Source organism: Vibrio sp. 14N.309.X.WAT.E.F5 (assembly GCF_030397615.1).
GTDB classification, from domain to species: Bacteria; Pseudomonadota; Gammaproteobacteria; order Enterobacterales; family Vibrionaceae; genus Vibrio; species Vibrio lentus.
This window is the reverse complement of the sequence record NZ_JAPNXR010000024.1, coordinates 1-18,798: the sequence shown is the minus strand read 5'-3', so window position 1 is coordinate 18,798 and position 18,798 is coordinate 1. Positions and strand designations below refer to the sequence as shown.

General features: G+C 43.7%; 17 protein-coding genes. 3 read left to right on the top strand and 14 right to left on the bottom strand.

The features are described from left to right. Positions 1–32: 32 nt before the first annotated feature. The gene (locus OW495_RS20075) at positions 33–356 is read left to right on the top strand and encodes a hypothetical protein (protein WP_065105806.1); all 324 of its coding nucleotides are present in this window, start codon (positions 33–35) and stop codon (positions 354–356) included. A 150-nt stretch (positions 357–506) separates the two neighbouring features. On the opposite strand, the gene OW495_RS20070 is transcribed toward OW495_RS20075, so the two are convergent. From OW495_RS20070 to OW495_RS20040, 7 genes are all read right to left on the bottom strand, one after another. Then, positions 507–1,685: a BTAD domain-containing putative transcriptional regulator gene (locus OW495_RS20070; protein WP_065105807.1), complete on the bottom strand. Its 1,179-nt coding sequence runs from the start codon at positions 1,683–1,685 to the stop codon at positions 507–509. After that, on the bottom strand, positions 1,682–2,302 hold the full coding sequence (locus OW495_RS20065; protein ID WP_065105808.1) for an energy transducer TonB: 621 nt from the start codon (positions 2,300–2,302) through the stop codon (positions 1,682–1,684). The genes OW495_RS20070 and OW495_RS20065 overlap by 4 nt, the downstream gene beginning before the upstream one ends. A 19-nt stretch (positions 2,303–2,321) precedes the next feature. Continuing rightward, positions 2,322–2,726: a biopolymer transporter ExbD gene (locus tag OW495_RS20060; RefSeq protein ID WP_102513889.1), complete on the bottom strand. Its 405-nt coding sequence runs from the start codon at positions 2,724–2,726 to the stop codon at positions 2,322–2,324. Then, entirely contained in the window at positions 2,723–3,283 is a 561-nt protein-coding gene (locus OW495_RS20055; RefSeq protein ID WP_010429842.1) for a MotA/TolQ/ExbB proton channel family protein, read from the bottom strand. Before OW495_RS20055 ends, OW495_RS20060 begins: the two co-directional genes overlap by 4 nt. Next, positions 3,283–4,659: a MotA/TolQ/ExbB proton channel family protein gene (locus OW495_RS20050; RefSeq protein ID WP_102513888.1), complete on the bottom strand. Its 1,377-nt coding sequence runs from the start codon at positions 4,657–4,659 to the stop codon at positions 3,283–3,285. Before OW495_RS20050 ends, OW495_RS20055 begins: the two co-directional genes overlap by 1 nt. Continuing rightward, positions 4,659–5,426, bottom strand: coding sequence for a DUF3450 domain-containing protein (locus tag OW495_RS20045; protein WP_102513887.1), 768 nt, complete (start codon positions 5,424–5,426; stop codon positions 4,659–4,661). Before OW495_RS20045 ends, OW495_RS20050 begins: the two co-directional genes overlap by 1 nt. A gap of 178 nt (positions 5,427–5,604) precedes the next feature. Next, positions 5,605–7,701 (bottom strand): TonB-dependent siderophore receptor, encoded by a 2,097-nt coding sequence (locus OW495_RS20040; RefSeq protein WP_102513886.1) that lies wholly within the window; start codon positions 7,699–7,701, stop codon positions 5,605–5,607. 555 nt (positions 7,702–8,256) lie between these two features. Here OW495_RS20040 and OW495_RS20035 point away from each other — a divergent pair. Beyond that, complete coding sequence (locus OW495_RS20035) at positions 8,257–9,561, top strand: dicarboxylate/amino acid:cation symporter (protein WP_009845411.1); 1,305 nt, start codon at positions 8,257–8,259, stop codon at positions 9,559–9,561. A 216-nt stretch (positions 9,562–9,777) separates the two neighbouring features. On the opposite strand, the gene OW495_RS20030 is transcribed toward OW495_RS20035, so the two are convergent. The 3 genes from OW495_RS20030 to OW495_RS20020 all read right to left on the bottom strand — a co-directional run bounded on the left by OW495_RS20030 (position 9,778) and on the right by OW495_RS20020 (position 12,379). After that, complete coding sequence (locus OW495_RS20030; protein WP_102513885.1) at positions 9,778–11,163, bottom strand: sensor histidine kinase; 1,386 nt, start codon at positions 11,161–11,163, stop codon at positions 9,778–9,780. Next, a complete protein-coding gene (locus OW495_RS20025; RefSeq protein WP_017104767.1) occupies positions 11,160–11,825 on the bottom strand; it encodes a response regulator transcription factor in 666 nt (221 codons plus the stop codon). The genes OW495_RS20030 and OW495_RS20025 overlap by 4 nt, the downstream gene beginning before the upstream one ends. 80 nt (positions 11,826–11,905) lie before the next feature. After that, positions 11,906–12,379 carry an NYN domain-containing protein gene (locus OW495_RS20020; protein ID WP_102513884.1) on the bottom strand — a complete coding sequence of 158 codons (474 nt, stop codon included), beginning with the start codon at positions 12,377–12,379 and terminating at the stop codon, positions 11,906–11,908. A gap of 155 nt (positions 12,380–12,534) precedes the next feature. Here OW495_RS20020 and OW495_RS20015 point away from each other — a divergent pair, with 155 nt between their 5' ends. After that, entirely contained in the window at positions 12,535–13,086 is a 552-nt protein-coding gene (locus OW495_RS20015) for a DUF4174 domain-containing protein (RefSeq protein ID WP_102513883.1), read from the top strand. A 68-nt stretch (positions 13,087–13,154) separates the two neighbouring features. On the opposite strand, the gene cobA is transcribed toward OW495_RS20015, so the two are convergent. From cobA to nirB, 4 genes are all read right to left on the bottom strand, one after another. Beyond that, on the bottom strand, positions 13,155–13,931 hold the full coding sequence (cobA, locus tag OW495_RS20010; RefSeq protein ID WP_004731126.1) for a uroporphyrinogen-III C-methyltransferase: 777 nt from the start codon (positions 13,929–13,931) through the stop codon (positions 13,155–13,157). A 277-nt stretch (positions 13,932–14,208) separates the two neighbouring features. Continuing rightward, a complete protein-coding gene (locus OW495_RS20005) occupies positions 14,209–15,024 on the bottom strand; it encodes a formate/nitrite transporter family protein (RefSeq protein ID WP_017109568.1) in 816 nt (271 codons plus the stop codon). Positions 15,025–15,147: 123 nt separating this feature from the next. Next, positions 15,148–15,471, bottom strand: coding sequence for a nitrite reductase small subunit NirD (gene nirD, locus OW495_RS20000; protein ID WP_004731122.1), 324 nt, complete (start codon positions 15,469–15,471; stop codon positions 15,148–15,150). A 15-nt stretch (positions 15,472–15,486) separates the two neighbouring features. Beyond that, the gene (nirB, locus tag OW495_RS19995) at positions 15,487–18,045 is read right to left on the bottom strand and encodes a nitrite reductase large subunit NirB (protein WP_076670776.1); all 2,559 of its coding nucleotides are present in this window, start codon (positions 18,043–18,045) and stop codon (positions 15,487–15,489) included. Positions 18,046–18,798: the final 753 nt, after the last annotated feature.

Below are 18,798 nucleotides of genomic sequence, written 5' to 3'. Positions count from 1 at the left end.
AGAGAGCTAAATAAGCTTAAAGGGATTTTGACATGCGTATTATTGTTGTTTTGGTTTTTGCTGTGCTAATAACAGCGTGCAGTAGCCAAGTGGCCAGCACGGAAGAACATATCCAGAAGTACATAGGTTCAGACATAGCCGAAGTACAAGAACGCTACCTAACCGAACGCTCACGGCCTATCAGCTTTTGGGAATCACGAACGTTTGCATGGAAAGAGACTCAAAAAACATTAGAGGATGGTAGCACTCTGTACGCTTTTAAAAACCCTTCTCGTGATTGCACTATTAACTGGATCGCTGACAGCAATGGAATAATTAAAAGTGCAACGTCTAGTGGGGCGATGTGCGATCCGTAATCGATCAACACTACAATAAAACTAGATGGACTCTAGCCGACTAAATTATGAGACAAATTGAAAAAGGGTGTCATTTGAACCATCAAATGACACCCTTTGCTTTTCGTATTTCTTATGTGCAGCTTCTTGTCTTCTGTTTGCTATGAGCAGTTAGACGTTTCCGTTATCACTCACAGTTCTTAGCTGAGTCAGATACTTAATCCAACCTTTCGCTTCAGAGGAGGGTTCAATGTTGTTAGCACGCTTAGCTTGAGCAAGCGCGTTGTCTAGGTTCTTTAACTTATACCATGAGCGCACTTTTGCTAATGCAACGTCAGCCTGTTTGTTTTTGTCTTTCACTTTGTCTAAAACAACCAGCGCTCGGTCGTAGTAACCTTGCTGAACCAATAGTTGAGCCACATTCCAATGATATTGAGTGTCTTTTTTAGACGCTAACGTCCACACTTCAATCGCATTGTCCCACTCTTTCGCTAGCTGCCAGTAGGTTGCTTGCTCTGCTAGAAGTTGAACGTCGCTGCTCGCATCATCTAGCTTGCTAATTTCTTGTGCTGCGCGTTCTGGAATGCCGCGTTTCGCGTAAAGCTGTGCTAACAAGCGTCGATCTGAGTTTTTCAGCTCAACACCTTGTAGATCAGCCAGCGCTAACGTGTTCAATGCATCACGATTACGTTCTAATCTTAGCTGAATACCAACCAGTTGACGCCACCAGTTATCTTTCTCTGGTTGAAGTTCAATCAGGCTTTCCAGTGTCGGAATAGACTGTTTCCACTGCTTTAACTGTAGCTGAGCACCCAATTTTAGCGATAAAGGTGATAGCTCTTGTTTTGAATTGAACTTGTCGCGATTACCAATGGCCACCAGTACTTTTGACCAGTTTTCAATTTGATATTCAGCTTGTGCAATTCGCATCCAAAGCGTGTCTTTCTTTTCCTTTTCTGGCGCAGTTTTTACTAACTCGTAATAGTGCGGAAGCGCTTTTTTAAACTGCTGATCGTTTAGTAATAGATCAGCAAGCATGCGTTTCGTTACCCAAGCCTGTTCATCCACCAGTAAATTACTGTCGACCGCATAAGTAAGCTGCTTAATTGCCGTGTCGGTTTTACCATCTTGCCAGTAAAACACACCAAGCATGCGAGCTACGTACGCTTTATCGTAGCCTTTAGAAAGCTCCAAGCCTGCAAGTACGTCAATCGCCTGCTTAACCTGTTCATCTTGAGCAAGCTTGTGCGCCTTTTGAACACGAATAGCAGTATATTGAGTTAGCTCTTTTGCTTGTGTTGTAAGGGGCATTAACAACAAGCCCACTAATATCCATATCTGTTTCATCATTTTGCCAACTTAAACTCTAGTTTCACGGTTTGACCAACCTGAGCTATCGCTTTTCCATCGACGACTTTCGGTTGATACTTCCATTTTTTAAGTGCTCTCATCGCTTCACGTTCAAACATACGACGTGGGTTTGCGTCAGTGACTTGAATGTCAACCGGGCGCCCCGTTTCATCGATGGTAAAAGACATAATCACATGGCCTTCAGCGCCACGCTTAAGCGCTTTTGCTGGGTAACGAGGTTCAACTCGATACAGAGGCATTGCCTGTTGGTTTGATCCAAAATCAGAGAATGTCGGTGCGTTAATCGCTAGGCCATCAACCGATGTATTCAAATCCAATGACGGCAGTGAAGACATCGAATTCAGAGGCGTGACTTCAGCTTGTGACTGAGACGTTTGTGCTTCTGGTGGTGGTTCTGGCATTTCTGGCTGTTCAGGAACTGCGCGTTGTCTTCTCTGGACTTCTTGTTCAGCTTCAACCATCACCATGTTGAAACTTAACGTCTCACTGTTGTCTGGTGAACGCTGGTGGCCATTATCAACCATCCAAGCCATGAAAGAAAACAGCGCTAGACCCAATGCCCCCGCTAGCGGTAAAGCAAGAAATAGGCGAATCATTTATGAAGATCCTCCAAGATCATCGCTTTTCAGCAGCAAGCACAATGTTTTTAACACCGGCACCTTTAGCGGCGTCCATCACTTTAACAACCGTACCGTTGTAAGCGTGCTCATCCGCTTGAATAACCAAAGAAGCATCAGGTTGTTCTAGCAATAAATGTTCTAATGTCGCTTGAACACGTTCAACATCAACAACACGCTTATCAATGAAAATGTCATTCGCAGAAGTAATCGCCACAAAGATGCCCGCATCCTTTTGGCTTACTACGTTAGAAGCTTGTGGGCGATTGACTTCAACCCCTGATTCACGAACAAATGAACTGGTCACAATAAAGAAAATAAGCATGATAAATACAATATCAAGCATCGAAGTAAGGTCTATTTGAGCCTCTTCGTTTTTAGAATGACGTCGACCGAGTCTCATCGTTGACTCCTTAAAGATTTTTCTAATTTCAATTCTAAGCGGTTACACACTTTCGCTAAGCGAGCGTGAACAAACATGCCCGCTAGTGCCGCAACCATACCCGCCATGGTTGGCAGCGTTGCCAACGAGATACCTGAAGCCATCAATTTAGGGTCGCTGCTTCCTTGAGTCGCCATGACATCAAAAACAGAGATCATACCGGTTACGGTGCCTAACAAGCCCAACATCGGACAAATAGCGACTAACAGCTTAATAAAATTCAAGTTTTGGTTAAGTAAGATACTCGCTTGGCCTAACCAACCTTCACGAATGGCTTTAGCATGCCAAGAAGAGTGATCTTCTCTTTCATGCCACTTTGCAATCCAAGCTTGGCGTTGCTTTGGAAAATAGAACGCAAGATAAAGCACGCGTTCTACCACAAGCACCCAATACACTAGGACAACAGCCGCTAGCCACCACAGGACGAAACCGCCCTGCTCCATAAAGCTTGATAAAGACAGCAGCCAGTCACTCGTTAACCAACTCGCTGGTAATAGAGAACCCGACAAAATATCCATTACGCAGCAGTCCCAACTGGTGAAACGACAGCTTTTGATTCAACTGTTTTTTCTGCCTGCTCAGCAACAAGGCCAATACCCTGCTTCTCAAGAATATTACGAATGTTCTCTGACTGAGTGCTAAGAATGTTATGTGCCAATAGCAATGGCATTGCAGCAACTAGGCCAAGTACCGTTGTTACAAGCGCCATCGAAATACCACCAGCCATCACTTTAGGGTCACCATTACCAAACTGTGTGATCACTTGGAATGTTTCGATCATGCCGGTTACTGTACCTAAAAGACCCAACATTGGTGCGAGTGCTGCTAGAAGTTTTAGCATCGATAAACCTTTCTCTAAATGAGTCTGTTCATCAACGACGGCTTCTAAAAGACGCAGCTCCAGTGCTTCAACCGTTTGGTTTTGCTCTTTGTTGTAAACTGCAAGAACACGACCAAGCGGGTTATTACCCGGTTGTTCAGGGTTCTTAAGTTGTGCGCGAATCTTCTGACGAGCGATAGCAAGAGAAATACCACGAACCAATGCGATGATTAGGCCAATAGCCAATAATCCAAGAATCACTTTACCAACCACACCACCCGCTTGAAGGCGGTCAGCTAGGCTTGGGGTTAGCGCTAGTTGTTCAAGCATGAATCCACGAGAAGGATCGACAATAACATTAGATACTTCGCCATTCGCAAGTGAAGAAAGCGATTCCAGTGTTGGACCATTTGATGGCTGTTTTAGATAAACAATCGCATCTTGGTGCTTGGAATCCCACCATACGTAACCTGGTTCTGCAACCAAACCAATAGAGCCTAGGCGATAAACCTCCGCGCTTTCAGTTACTCCCTCATTATTAACAAGAGAAACGGTCGATTTGCTTATCTCTGAGCTTGCTTGGATTTGCTCCATCATGCTTAGCCAAAGGCCTGTTAATTGAGGCATCGATGGCAACGATTTAGCGTCAACGATGTCATAAACAGTTTCAGTGTAAGCAGCTCGATCGACATTAGTGACGGTGTCAGATATTTCATGATCGAGTTCTTTCGCATTTTGTCTAACAACGCCAAACAACTCACCTAAACTGCCTGTCTCTAAGCGCAGTTTTTCTTCTAAACGCGCCAGCTTATTTTCATTATCACTAAAGGTTTGAGTAAGAACATCTGTCGCGTTTTGAACCGATGTACGTTTCGCATCAAGCTGTGCTTTGATCGCTTTCAGCTCTTGTTCTGTCTTTTTGAAATCCGCTTCACGGACAACATTGTGGGAAGCTTGAGTGCGATTCTCTGATTTAGCCTTGTTAACTAACTGAGCAGTCGTATCAGAAGCTGAGAAAGCAGAAAATGAAATTGAAGTAATACAAAGCAATGCTGATAATGGCTTTAAGTTCATTACTTAACCTCCGCAACAGTTAAAGAAACAGGTAAAGTAATCAAACTAGGTGACGCTTGCTTATTAGCAATATCGAAGGCTTTATCAAGCTCAGATTTCATCGAAGAATCAAGTTCTTGCCATTGCGAACTATTTTGATCCCAAGACCAATATTGAGTGCCGTTTAAGTTACGAGCGACCAATGAAATACGTCCAAGATGTAAAACGTCAACTTCAAGTACTTTGTCTTTACTTATCTCGACACGGCTAGCGTAAGAACTGAGCTTGATACCGTAATCAACTTCAATTTGATACGCCTCTAGGATTCGTCGATATTTTTCAGCATCACTGACATCAGCGCGCGTCATCATCGCTCTCAACTTTTCTACGCGACTCAGGCGACTCTGCCTTTTGAACGGAAGATCGTTTTCAATGGTTTCTTGAAGGCCATCGATCATTTTATACATCAAAGGCACAACGCCTTGACGTGTCAGTTTAATTTCGTCGATTTGCGCTAGGTAGCTTTCAGACTCTTTATCTTGGCTTTCTACTAATGCGGCAAGATGGTCATGATAGATTTCTAGGTTTTTAACTTCTTCTTGCAGACGCTCAATCTCAGCTTGCAGCATTAAAGTCGCTTGTGAGCTTTTATCAATAACCTTTTGGCTCGAAGCCGACGCGTTATTGGTCTTGTTTTGAATTGATTGAGCTTGATCCAAGCTGTTTGCCATCGAAGACGTTGCAACCAAACTGATCGCAAGTGCTAGGCTAGTTTTTAAAAGATTCATAATTGTAGTCATTTACTATAAGAAGAAGGTCAAATGAATTTTATTGATAAGCAGTCTCATTATCATTAAAAGTCACTCACATTACTAGGGATATTTTACTAAATAGCAGAATCACGAAAGGGGAAAGCCGAAACTTTCCCCTTAGTATTTATGCTAGTAATAGTACCCTACTAACAAATTAGTATTTTACCTGCAAAGTCGCCATGTAGTTACGACCTTCGCCAATGACTACGTCTTCTGCAAATTGATGTTTTGAAGAAGTTGAACCGCCACCCGCTAGGTATTCTTTATCCAGTACATTCTCAACTGTTAGACGCGCTACGAAATCAAGAGAGTCGTCGTACTTAAGTGTGTATGCAGCACCCATATCTACACGAGCGTAGCCGTCTTTCTTGAATGTGTTCGCGCTATCACCGTAACGAGAACCTTCGTAGATAAGACCTAGGTTTACATCAACTTCGTTGGTTGCTGCGTAAGTAGACCAAACGCTTGCTGCAAACTCAGGTACGTCGACTGGACGGTTACCTTCGTATGTTTCGTGGTTAGTGATTTCAGCATCTAAGTACATTGCAGAACCAGACATAGAGAATTTTTCAGAGATAAAGCCTTGCGCGGCTAACTCAGCACCACGGTGAACTTGTTCGCCACCTTGTGTTTTCGTCCAATCACCTGATGAAGTGTCTTCTACATCCATCGAGATGTTTTCTTGGGTAATATCAAATACCGCACCTGAAACGAATAGACGCTCGTCCATCAGTTCCCACTTAGTACCGACTTCGTAAGATACACCTGTCGCAGCATCAAGAAGTTCGCCATCGTTCGTGTAATTACGGCTACCGCTAGAGACAACACCTTGTGGTTCAAAGCTTTCAGAGTAAGAAGCGTAAATGCTACCGTTTGATGCCGGGTGGTAAATCACGCCAAGCTTAGGTGCTACGTTTTCTTCTGCAACGCCATCACTTACTTTACGGTCGAAACGAGCGCCCGCAAGAACTTGCCATTCGTCATTAATAGTAATCAAGTCTTGAATGTAGAAGCCCCATGTATCGTAAGTGCTCATCTTACCTAACGATGTTGGACCCACTGACGGTGCTGGTACCGTTGCATCTGGTGCGTATTCACCGCTGCTGAAGCGATCCATACCACGATAATAGCTGTAGCCTAACCAGTTAGCGCCGAATAATAGTTGGTGCTCTGTGCCAGCAAGATCAGCGGTTGTTGTTAGATCTACGTAAGCCGTTCTGAAACGCCATTTGTCATGACGGTAGTTACCGCCTTGAGTCACGGTACCCGAACCATCAGGATTCATATTTGAAAAGCTCGGATAGCTTTCCATATCAATACGTTCGAAATCTTGGTAGTTGAAACCTGTTTTTAAAGACCATGTGTCAGTCAGGTTAGCGGCAATATCAAAACCTACATTCTCAACATCGTTTTCAATCTGTGACCATTGTGCATCCCAGATGTGCTTGTCGCTACCAACTCGGTTACCGTCTAGAGTGTATAGGGCACCAGAATCCACACTGCCTTCGTCGTTAGTTTTATCGTAATGAACAGAAACCGTGACGTCTTCAGTTACATCATAATCAACGAATACACCGCCCACAAAACGTTCTGTTTGTGGTTCAGTACCGTCACCGTATGTTCTCCAAGAACCGTAACTTTCTTTAGATAGAATAGCGCGGCCGCGTAAAGTTTCAGCATCGTTTAATGCGCCGCTCACATCTAGAGTAGTACGAGTGTGATCATTAGAGCCGATGTCTTGGCTAAGACTTACTTGTGTATCGTAAGTTGGCTTCTTGCTTACCATGTTGATCAAACCACCTGGCGCAGAAATACCGTAAAGTAGACCTGATGGCCCTTTAAGTACTTCAACACGCTCTAGAAGTTCGATTGGTTGACGGTAGTGAGACCAATGCTGCTGGCCATTTTTAAGAAAGCCCGAAGAGCTCTGTACTGAAAAACCACGAAGAGAAAAACGCTCACGGTTACGACTTGTACCACCAGCACTTATACTCGCGTCATTCTTAAGAACGTCACCTAGCGTTGTAGCACGCTGTTCATCGATGATTTGCTCATCGATTACTGAAACTTGTCCCGGAGTCTCTAATTGAGTCGCCTCCATGCGCATTGCTGTTGTGTTCGTGTCGGCTTTATAACCGTAGTCGCGACCTTCAACAACCATGTGCTCGTCTGTTTTTACTGTTTCTGCCAATACTGCTGGTGAAGCTAATACTGCGCCGATCACTAAAGCCAATGGGCTCTTTGAAAACATGTCCTTTACTCCGCTTTATTCTTTTATTCGAGCACTTTTTATTTATTCGATGTACTCGTTGAACCGTTTCCGGTACCACTAATCATTTCGGGAGTGAATATAAGTGATAACTATTACCATTTGCATTAAATTTACATTCTTTGCATTCGTAAAGCTTTGTAAAGGCGCTTATCTAGTGGTTTTAACAGATTCCACAAATCCAATTCGATACAGATATTTACAGCTCGTTTGAATAAAAAACCTCGCAGTTATCCTCGAATATTATGAAACACCGTTATTTGCTTGGTCTATTTAAGATATGACGATCGATAAGAAAATTGTCTTGTCTTATTTACTACCTTTGAAATGACGGTTTTATGTATAAAACCCTCGATAAATGTAAATGAATGGTGAATTATTTTGTTTTGATTTGTTTAATTTACACAATTATCAGTGATTGTGATCACATCTATAATTTCAAACTCATTTTTTGTTTTTCGATTTGAACAACCGACTGCTAATCTCCTGCTCACTTTGAAAAGGTATCAAAGTTATAAATAATAAGGAGTGTTCTAAATGAATACCAAGAAACCTATGTCTCTAACTGGTCGAGTTATCCTCGGTATGGTCGTGGGCATATTAACGGGATTTGCCATTCAATCCCTTTTTGCAGACAGCGGATTTGTTAACAACTACATCGTTAACGGACTCTTTGAAGTAGGCGGACAGATTTTTGTCGCCAGTTTAAAAATGCTTGTTGTACCTCTAGTCTTCGTTTCACTAGTGTGCGGTACAAGCTCTCTTAAAGATTTATCAACTCTTGGCCGTATGGGTGGCAAAACGCTTGCACTTTATATCGGTACTACAGCCGTTGCTATCACTCTAGCACTTACTATCGGTAACCTGTTCCAACCTGGAGCTGGTGCGGATCTTACTGCTGCGAGCTCTTTCAAATCAGCTGATGCCCCTTCTTTGGGCCAAGTAATCATCGACATGTTCCCAACCAACCCTATTCAGGCGATGGCCGAGGGTAAAACGCTGCAAGTTATCGTATTTGCTGTGTTGTTTGGTATTGCAATCAGTGCAGCGGGTAAACCTGGGGAGCGTATCGCCGCGGTTTTCTCTGACTTGAACGAAGTGATCATGAAGCTTGTCGCTCTTCTGATGAACCTTGCACCTTACGGTGTGTTCTTCTTGATGGCGAAGCTGTTCTCTGGCCTTGGTTTAAGCGCAATTTGGAACCTAGCAGAATACTTCTTAGTGCTTGCAGGTACCCTACTTCTACACGGTTTGGTTACCTACAGTGCGATGCTCAAAGGATTCACAGGCCTAAGCCCGATTACGTTCTTACGTAAGATGGAAGATGCAATCATGTTTGCGTTTTCAACTGCCTCTTCGAACGCAACGATTCCAGTGACAATGGAAACAGCCAAAAACCGCATGGGCGTAGACAACAAAGTCGCTTCATTCACAGTACCACTAGGTGCAACAGTGAACATGGATGGCACAGCTATCATGCAAGGTGTTGCAACTGCGTTTATCGCACAAGCTTACAACATCGACCTGACTATGGGTGATTACCTAATGGTTATCCTAACAGCGACATTGGCGTCTGTTGGTACTGCAGGTGTTCCTGGTGTTGGTCTTGTTATGCTAGCGATGGTATTGAACCAAGTTGGTCTACCGCTTGAAGGTATTGCTCTAATCATGGGTGTTGACCGCCTTCTTGATATGATTCGTACCGCTGTAAACATCACAGGTGATAGTGCCGTAACTATCATCGTCGCTAAGTCTGAAGGTTCTCTTGATGAGTCTCGCTTCAATGACCCAGCAGCTGGTGAGAAAGAAGAAGAAGTTAAGCTAGCACGCCAACAGGCATAATCTAGCTTCTTATCTTCAAGCTGAGGCGTAATTAATGGCTATGCCTTAGCTGATAATGAAAAGCGTGTAAACAAAAACGCCACTGTATCTGCAGTGGCGTTTTTTATTGGGCTATGTATCTAAGCTATATTTCCTAGTTATATTTCTAAGCAATGTTTCTCAGCACGCTTTCAGTCATCGTTATCTATAGCGCACACGACAGATAAAAACAGAAAGCTAATCGACGATTGGGAACATAAGGTTCACTCTAAGCCCCCCACCGTCTCTATTCTCAGCAGTAACCTGCCCATTCATCACACCCATCGCTTCTTTAACAATCGCGAGGCCTAACCCGTAACCACCAGACTGTTTATCGCGCGCTGACTCTATGCGAGTAAACGGGTCGAATATACCTGCAATCTTATTATCAGGAATGCCATCACCGTCATCTTCTACAGATATGACACTGTAACGTTTGTCGGTTAACAATTCGTAAGTCGTCACGACAACATGAGCATTCTCACCAGCGTATTTAATTGCGTTACCGACCAAATTACCAATCACTCTGAGAAGCAACCTCTCATCAACATGAACCATTGATGTCGGCGTCTCTAAATCGCCCACTAAGGTTTGATTCGGCTTCAAGTCGTTTTGCATCTGTGCGATGAGCATCGAACAGTAATGCTCAAGATGCATCAAGCTTAACTTGGAGTCATAACGAGACGTTTCAAGGCGGCTGAATTCAAGGATTTCCCCCACCAGCTTATTCATCTCTTCAGTTTCGCTTTCCATTCGCTCAAGCAAGCTAATGCTCTTATCATCGACCTTGCTGCGCAAAAGATGTAAGGCGAGATTTTGCCTTGCCAATGGCGTTCGTAGCTCATGGGACACATCACGAATCAAACGGCGCTGCTTTTCTGCCAGTGACTTAATCTCACGAGTCATATGATCAAAATCATGGGCAAGTTCGTTGAATTCACGCGTGGTTGAATCAAGCTCAGACACAACACTCACCGAGAAATCCCCTTGCGCTAATCTTCGACTCGCCTCCCTTAAACGATCCAGAGGTTGCTGCAGGCTTTTTGCCATAATAATGGAGAACAGCGACAGTACGACCAATGCAATCACGGCTTTCAGCATGTAGGAATATGGCGCAAAGGATTTAGCCGGATGAAACTGGTGCGGTAGTTGAATGACTAACGTGTTGCCATTATTCAGTGGCAAACCGAAGATAGGCTTACTGACGCGATCGCTCAACTGATGATCCAAGGTTCGCAAGTACTTCAATTTGAATTCAAAGTGCGGGTGCATATGTCGATGAGTAATGGGTCGATTATTCTCATCGATAACAAACAGATAGTAACCTTGAGCATTACCCCAGTCGGCTAACTCATCCATGTCCCCTTCCTCAATCAGCACATTGGCTTGATAAGCAAGGTCGAGCATCTCAGACTTTACCGATTCAGGTACCTTCAATAAGGCTTTCATCAGCGCTCGTTCCGCCACACCTTGAAGGATCAAGATGCTTACTAGGATCACCGTCAGATAGCTGAATAATTGAAACGTTAAGCCATCCTTACGCTTGGCAATAAAATCAGGGCAACGCAGAAATTTTTTACTCATACCCCTACCGACTCTAGGTAACTATAGCCTTTACCCCGAACAGTTTTGATATGTTGCTTTGACAAACCGGCCTGAACCAATTTTCGACGTATATTACTGATATGCATATCTAAATTACGATCGAAAGGACAAAGCTCTTTCTTAAGCACATGGATTTGAAGGTCAGATTTCGATACGACGATACCGTCATTTTTGACCAAGTAATCAAGCAGATCTTTTTCAGTGCCGGTTAGTGGTAAACGAGAAAGTTGTTCACACAAACCATGGTTAGATGAAGCTAAAGACTGTCTCTGACGCTCAAAGCCAACTCGGCGCAAGATCACCTTAATGCGGGTCAGCAGTTCAGGAACATTGAAAGGTTTGGCGATGTATTGGTCGGCTCCCGCTTGATATCCGTCGAGCATCGAGGCATCGTCGTTAAGAGCAGTTAGCATAAGAATGGGGGTAGCAAAGCGCTGACAAATTCGCCTAGCAACTTGAATACCGCTTAGGTTAGGTAGCATTACATCGAGTAACACTAAATCAACAGGGTGAGACTGAATGAACTCAAGCGCAGACTCGCCACAATGAACGGTATCAACGTGATACCCTTCATTTTCTAAGACTTCACCCAACAATTCACATAACTGAATATCATCATCAACAACTAAAACGCGCGACATCATACAAACCGATAAATAATAATAGTTTGCATTTTAATTATCGTTATTATTGATTTCAATTATAAAATGCGAGATTTACCCTATAGTAAGAAATCTTTTTCAATCGGTACAAATTTTGAGGCAGAATCGATAAGATTTTGAGCAGTTAACCCCGGTACACCATACACTTCGACTGGCTTACCAAATCGTTCTTTGATTCGCTCAACAAGGATTTCGAAATCCCCGTCACCAGAGACTAAAACAATGGTATCAACTGTCTCAGCAAGTTCTATCGCATCTAACGCGATACCGACATCCCAATCCCCCTTTGCGCTCCCATCACGACGCTGAATAAACGGTTTTAACTTTACGTTAAAGCCAACACCACGAAGGATGTGGTGGAATTGACGCTGTTTTGGATCATGGCTAGAGATCGCGTAAGCATTGGCTTCAACCACGTTACGCCCTTCCGTGGCAACATACCAAAACTGGTTATAGTCGAAGTTAGAACGGTATCTGTCACGCGTTGTATAGTAAACGTTCTGAACGTCGACCAAAATTGCTATGTTTTCCATAAATTCATACCTTTAGATTTTCCGTATACCCTATTCTATTCAACTCTAAAATGCGAGCCGCTTTCTTTAATAAAAATGAACTCATTAGCTATGCTTAACGTAGTTGTTATTAGTTTAATTCAGAGCTTGTTTGAGTTTATCAAGGAAGGTGGAACATGCAGTACCGACAAATAATCAGATCATGTCTTCGCAGCGACAGCAACGGCTCAGTGTTGCCACGTTGCTGTGCAGCGTTAGCCAAAGCATTATCCAAATCACTGAAATCTCTAGTAACAAGCGCGGTTATGTTTATGATTCTGTCAGTCAACTCGTTACACGCCTACCCAGCTTATTCCCATTCCAAATTACTCCCTCATCGCAGTGTGATCTATTTCGCGCCAACGGAAGACTCTGTCGTTAAAGCTTTTCTCAATGAAGTACTGATAAACAACTGTCAATTGGACGAACGTGATGTGGTCGTGATGGTAATAGCAGAAAGTGGCTACACCGTACCGATATGGCTTGACGAGGAGTTTAATCTAGAGGCAGTAACGAGCATCTATCAGATAGAAAAAGGGTCGCATACCGCTGTTTTAATAGGTAAAGACGGACAAGAGAAGCACAGATGGAGCGGAAAAACCGATTGGAACCTGATCACTAACCTGATTGATGAGATGCCGATGCGTAAACAAGAAATGCAGCGACAAGGCAGCCGCTGCAGTATTTGATTCTTAGTCAGCTAAGCCTTTGGTTAACCATCAACCAAGCTAACAAGCTAAGCTTGATCATCAATCACTTAAGCTTGCTTGTTAAACCAAGCCAGTTTTTCATGGAGCTGAGCAACACTTCCAACAACGATAAGCGCGGGGCTTTTTGCGACACTCGCAAGGTTAGCTAAGTCACTCAAACCACCACGGAACACTTTCTGTTCTTGGCGCGTACCATTTTCAATAATTGCAACCGGCATGTCTGCTCGCATACCGTTATCAAGCAAATTTTTCTGAATGTTCGGGCTCTCTTTCAGACCCATGTAGAACACAATCGTGTGGTTGTGCTGAGCAAGCGAACGCCAATCAATATCTTCACCATCTTTCTTAAGGTGGCCAGTAATGAATTGAACGCTTTGTGCGTGATCTCTATGTGTTAGCGGAATGCCCGCGTAAGCCGTCGCGCCCGCCGCTGCAGTGATGCCGGGTACAACTTCGAACTTCACACCATTTTCAGCCAGAGTTTCACACTCTTCGCCACCACGACCAAAGATAAACGAATCACCACCTTTAAGACGAACAACATGCTTATTTTCTTGCGCTTTAGTCACGAGCAGTTGGTTGATCTGATCTTGTGGTACACAGTGATGGTCGAGCTTTTTCCCCACATACAGCATTTCTGCATCGGCGTTAGCCATTGCCAAAATATCTTTAGATACTAAGCGGTCATAAACGACCACATCAGCCTGTTGAATAACACGTGCTGCTTTTAGGGTAAGTAAGTCTGGGTCTCCAGGGCCCGCTCCTACTAATGAAACCAATCCTTTGGTTACTTCTTTAACATTCGATGACGATACTTCTGACATGCTGTGCTCCGAAGGTTTGCTTGTTTTATCTCAAGCTTCAATCTATGTGATAAGTCACTGTATTCATGATGACTTATCCAAATCCTTAACCCTTAGACTATCAGGTGTTGAGTTAAATATTCAGTCTAAATACTAACGAAGATAGAAGTAATTATAACAAAACAGTCTATTGCGAGTAATTTGCGCAATGATATAAGGGTTTTCGAACTAAAAAAGCCCCAAACATGTTGTTGGGGCTCTTAATCTCATACTAAATTACGTTTCACCGTATTCAGAATTACTTAGCACCTAGAGAAGGAGCTGTTCTTGCGTGTGTTAGGAACAAAGGAACACATGTTAAGAACAAACCACCAACGATGTTACCAAGGATTGTAGGGATAAGGTTGAAGTTCAACCATGTCGCGATACCGAAATCAGCGCCTAAAATCATACCCAGTGGGAATAGGAACATGTTTACTACTGTATGCTCGAATACTAGTGCGAAGAAGATGAAGATTGGGAACCACATCATTGCTACACGACCAGACACAGTACGTGCTGTCATGTTACCAATCACGCCTAGACATACCATTAGGTTACAGAAGATACCGCGTACGAAACACGTGATCCATCCGTCCATACCCATGTTTTCAAAACCTAGGCTACGAGCTGTAGAAACCGCAATGAACTTTTGTGCTACTGCGTTTGGATCTAAAGAGAAGTTACCCGTTAATGAGATAGCAACCAATACCGCAACGATTAGAGAACCGATGAGGTTACCAAGGCCAACAATACCCCAACAACGTAAAACACGACCCCAAGTCACACCTGGGCGGTTATCGAATTTCGCTAAAGGAGCAAGGCCAAATACACCCGTTACTAGGTCGTAGCCCATAACACTTAGAATGACGAAGCCCACAGGGAACACAAGCGCGCCAACAATACCAATGCCTGTTTGCACGATAGTCGTAATTGCCACAACAACAGCAAGAGAAAGAATGATGCCTGCCATTGTGCTTCGAATAAGAAGATCGCGAGTACTTGTTTTCGTTTTCGCTTCACCCACATCGATCATCGTTTGAACGAATTCAGCTGGTTTAAAATCAGGAGACATAAGGTTGTCCTTAAAAAGTTAAAATTAAAAGTTAAAATTGGATAGGAAAAGGCTCTAGCTGCCGAACTAAGGCAATGTCGGGAACTAGAACCCTTGAACTATCAAATCTTGTTACGTATTCGATTATGCTGAGATTTCAACAGCACCTTTAGTAATACGAGCTTTATACGCTTTCACGCTGAAGTTCTCGTCTTCCATGCAGACACCTGTTGCTAGGTTAAAGCGTTGCTTCTTAAGTGGGCTCGCCACCCAAAGCTCACCTTTGTGCTCAACCGTTAAACCGCGAGATAAAACGTTTGATTGGAAAAACGGGTCAGTATTACTAATAGCGAACACTTCTTCGGCTTTAGTTGGGCGGAAAATAGCAACTTGCTCACCACCAACCAATGCACAAACACCGGTACCTGGAATAATATCTTCGATCTTACAAACTTTGGTAAATGCCATGATGTCGTCTCCCAATTAAACCAGTTCAACGTGAAGGATGTCGCCCTTCGCTTCCGGGTGTTTCTCTGTGAATGTTGCTGGGCGGTGTTGTTCACGGCCATCGTCAACAAACACAACGTTTTCATCACGGTCATCAGCATTGATGAAGTGTGAGAAGCGCTTAAGTTGAGCTTCGTCGTTGATAGTGTCAGTCCACTCACAAGCGAAGTTACCCACTAGACCAGCCACGTCAGCTTCAAGCTGGTCGTTGATGCCAAGTTTGTTATCAACAATCACTTCACGTAGGTAGTCAACACCACCTTCTAGGTTGTCCATCCATACCGAAGTACGTTGCAGTGGCGCAGCCGTGCGGATGTAGAACATCATGAAACGGTCGATGTATTTCAACAGTGTTTCTTGGTCTAGATCGCTTGCCAGTAGGTCTGCGTGACGAGGCTTCATACCACCGTTACCACACACGTACATGTTCCAACCCGCGTCAGTCGCGATAATACCTAAATCTTTACCTTGAGCTTCAGCACACTCACGAGTACAGCCCGACACACCAAACTTCATTTTATGAGGAGTACGGATGCCTTTGTAACGGTTCTCGATCATCACGCCTAGGCCAACTGAATCTTGAACACCGTAACGACACCAAGTTGAACCAACACATGTCTTAGCCATACGAAGTGCTTTTGCGTAAGCTTGGCCCGTTTCGTAACCTGCTGCGATTAACTTCTTCCAGATTGCTGGTAGGTCATCTTTCTGAGCACCAAACAGACCGATACGTTGTGCACCCGTGATTTTGGTGTACAGGTTGTATTCAGCCGCCACATCCGCAAGAACACTAAGTGCTTGAGGTGTTACTTCACCACCCGCCATACGAGGAATAACCGAGTAAGTACCGTCTTTTTGAATGTTACCTAGAAAGTTATCGTTGGTATCGTGCAGTTTCACTAGTTCAGGCTTAAGGATGTGTTCACCCCAGCAAGAAGCAAGAATAGAACCCGCTAGAGGTTTACATACTTCACAGCCGTAGCCTTTACCGTATTTCTCTAGTAGCTCATCGAATGTTTTGATTTCTTCGATGCGAATTAGGTGGAAAAGCTCTTGGCGAGAGTAAGCAAAGTGCTCACAAACGTCGTTCTTCACTTCCACGCCTGCTTTAGCAAGTTCAGCGTTTAGCACTGAAGTCACAAGAGGGATACAACCACCACAACCTGTGCCTGCGCCAGTGACTGCTTTGATATCACCAATGGTGTGGTGACCTTCAGCAACCGCTTGAGCGATCTTGCCTTTCGTTACATCGAAACAAGAACAGATAACGGCAGTTTCCGGTAAAGAATCCGCGCCAAGTGTTGGCTTCTCTGCACCCGCGTGAGCAGGAAGAATCAATGCATCTGGGTGTTCTGGTAGCTCGATTTCATTCAGCATTAGCTGTAGAAGATCGCCATAATCAGATGTGTCACCGACCATTACGGCGCCAAGCAACTTCTTGTTATCTTCAGAAACGATGATGCGTTTGTAAACTTCAGACTCTTCGTTTTGGTAAACGTAGCTCTTACAACCCGGTGTACGACCGTTTGCATCACCGATAGAACCTACTTTCACGCCAAGAAGCTTCAGCTTCGCTGACATGTCGGCACCTTCAAATGTGCTTTCGTTACCAACAACGTGGTCAACAGCAACGGTCGCCATTTTGTAACCAGGAGCAACAAGGCCGTAGAACGTTTGGTTCCAAGACGCACACTCACCGATTGCGTAAACATCTTTGTCTGTCGTTTGACAGTGATCGTTAATCTCAATGCCGCCACGAGGTGCAATACCTAGGCCCATTTGACGAGCAAGTTTGTCTTGTGGGCGAATACCAGCAGAGAATACGATGAAATCAGTTTCTAGCTCAGTTCCGTCTGCAAAACGCATCACGTTACGAGCTTCAGTGCCTTCAGGAGCAATTTCTAGCGTGTTTTTGCTTGTATGAACGTTTACGCCCATACGTTCGATTTTTTGACGAAGTTGGTTACCGCCCGCTTGGTCAAGTTGCTCAGCCATTAGCTTAGGAGCGAACTCAACAACATGTGTGGTTACACCAAGTGCTTTAAGTGCACCTGCCGCTTCAAGGCCAAGTAGACCACCACCAACAACAACACCAGATTTTGAGTTCTTAGCGGTTGCTTCAATCGCTTTCAAATCTTCGATTGTGCGGTAAACGAAACAGTCTTTACCTTCGTGACCTTTGATTGGCGGAACGAATGGGAAAGAACCGGTTGCAAGAACAAGCTTGTCGTATTGAATTTCACGACCTGTGCTTGAGTAAACAGTCTTTTTCTCACGGTTAACGTTAATTGCACGTTCGCCGATCAGCATGTTGATGCCGTGTTTCTCGTAGAAGCCTTCTTTAACTAAAGAAAGCTCGTCCGCAGTATGGTGTGAAAAATAAGAAGAAAGGTGTACACGATCATAGGCTACGCGAGGCTCTTCACAGAACACCGTGATGTCCATGTTAGCGACATCTGTCTTCTCGACTAAATCTTCGATATAGCGATGGCCTACCATCCCGTTACCGATTACGACTAGCTTCATCTTGCTCATAAGAATTCCTGAAGGTTATATATTTCTTAACTACACGAATAATGAATTATGAAAGAAAATGAAAATATGATGTAAATCAATTACGAAATCGAACTACCCAAAAGGGGTAGAACAAAAGAGGTAGATCTGCTTAATTATCAGTCAAAGCAAACGAATAACCGTAGGTTTGGTAGGGTTTAGCGGGGTTTTATATACACTTCAACGCATTAGGAAGTAGGTTGTAAACTTTCACAATAGGTTAGCAATAACGTAAGTAAATGACAATCATTTTCATTTAAAGGCGTGAGAAGTGTAAGAACTCATGAAAGCGTTACAGGTTCATGAGTAACTATGTATAAATGTGAAGAACTTAATGTCTAAAACCTCAGTCGGCATACTCGTCGAACTGTCTATTTTATTCACAAACACCACACCCGATTAACAGTTAGTTTGGCAGACACGTAAATGGAAAAGCTTGATTTAAGTTTTATCTCAAAACCAGCCCTACTCCGGCCACATATTTAAAGTATTTAAATGGCTAAGAGAGTCACGAAGCCACTAGACCTATTCAGAATTAAGGAATTAAGGAATTAAGGAATTAAGGAACTTAAAGTGCAATAACAGATAGTAAACGTCAGCAGTTTCGAGGAATCGTGAGGATATGGAATTTCAGATAGCAAAAAGGCCAGCATTTCTGCTGGCCTTTCAACTTTGAATAGTGGAGGCGCCTCCCGGAGTCGAACCGAGGTCCACGGATTTGCAATCCGCTGCATA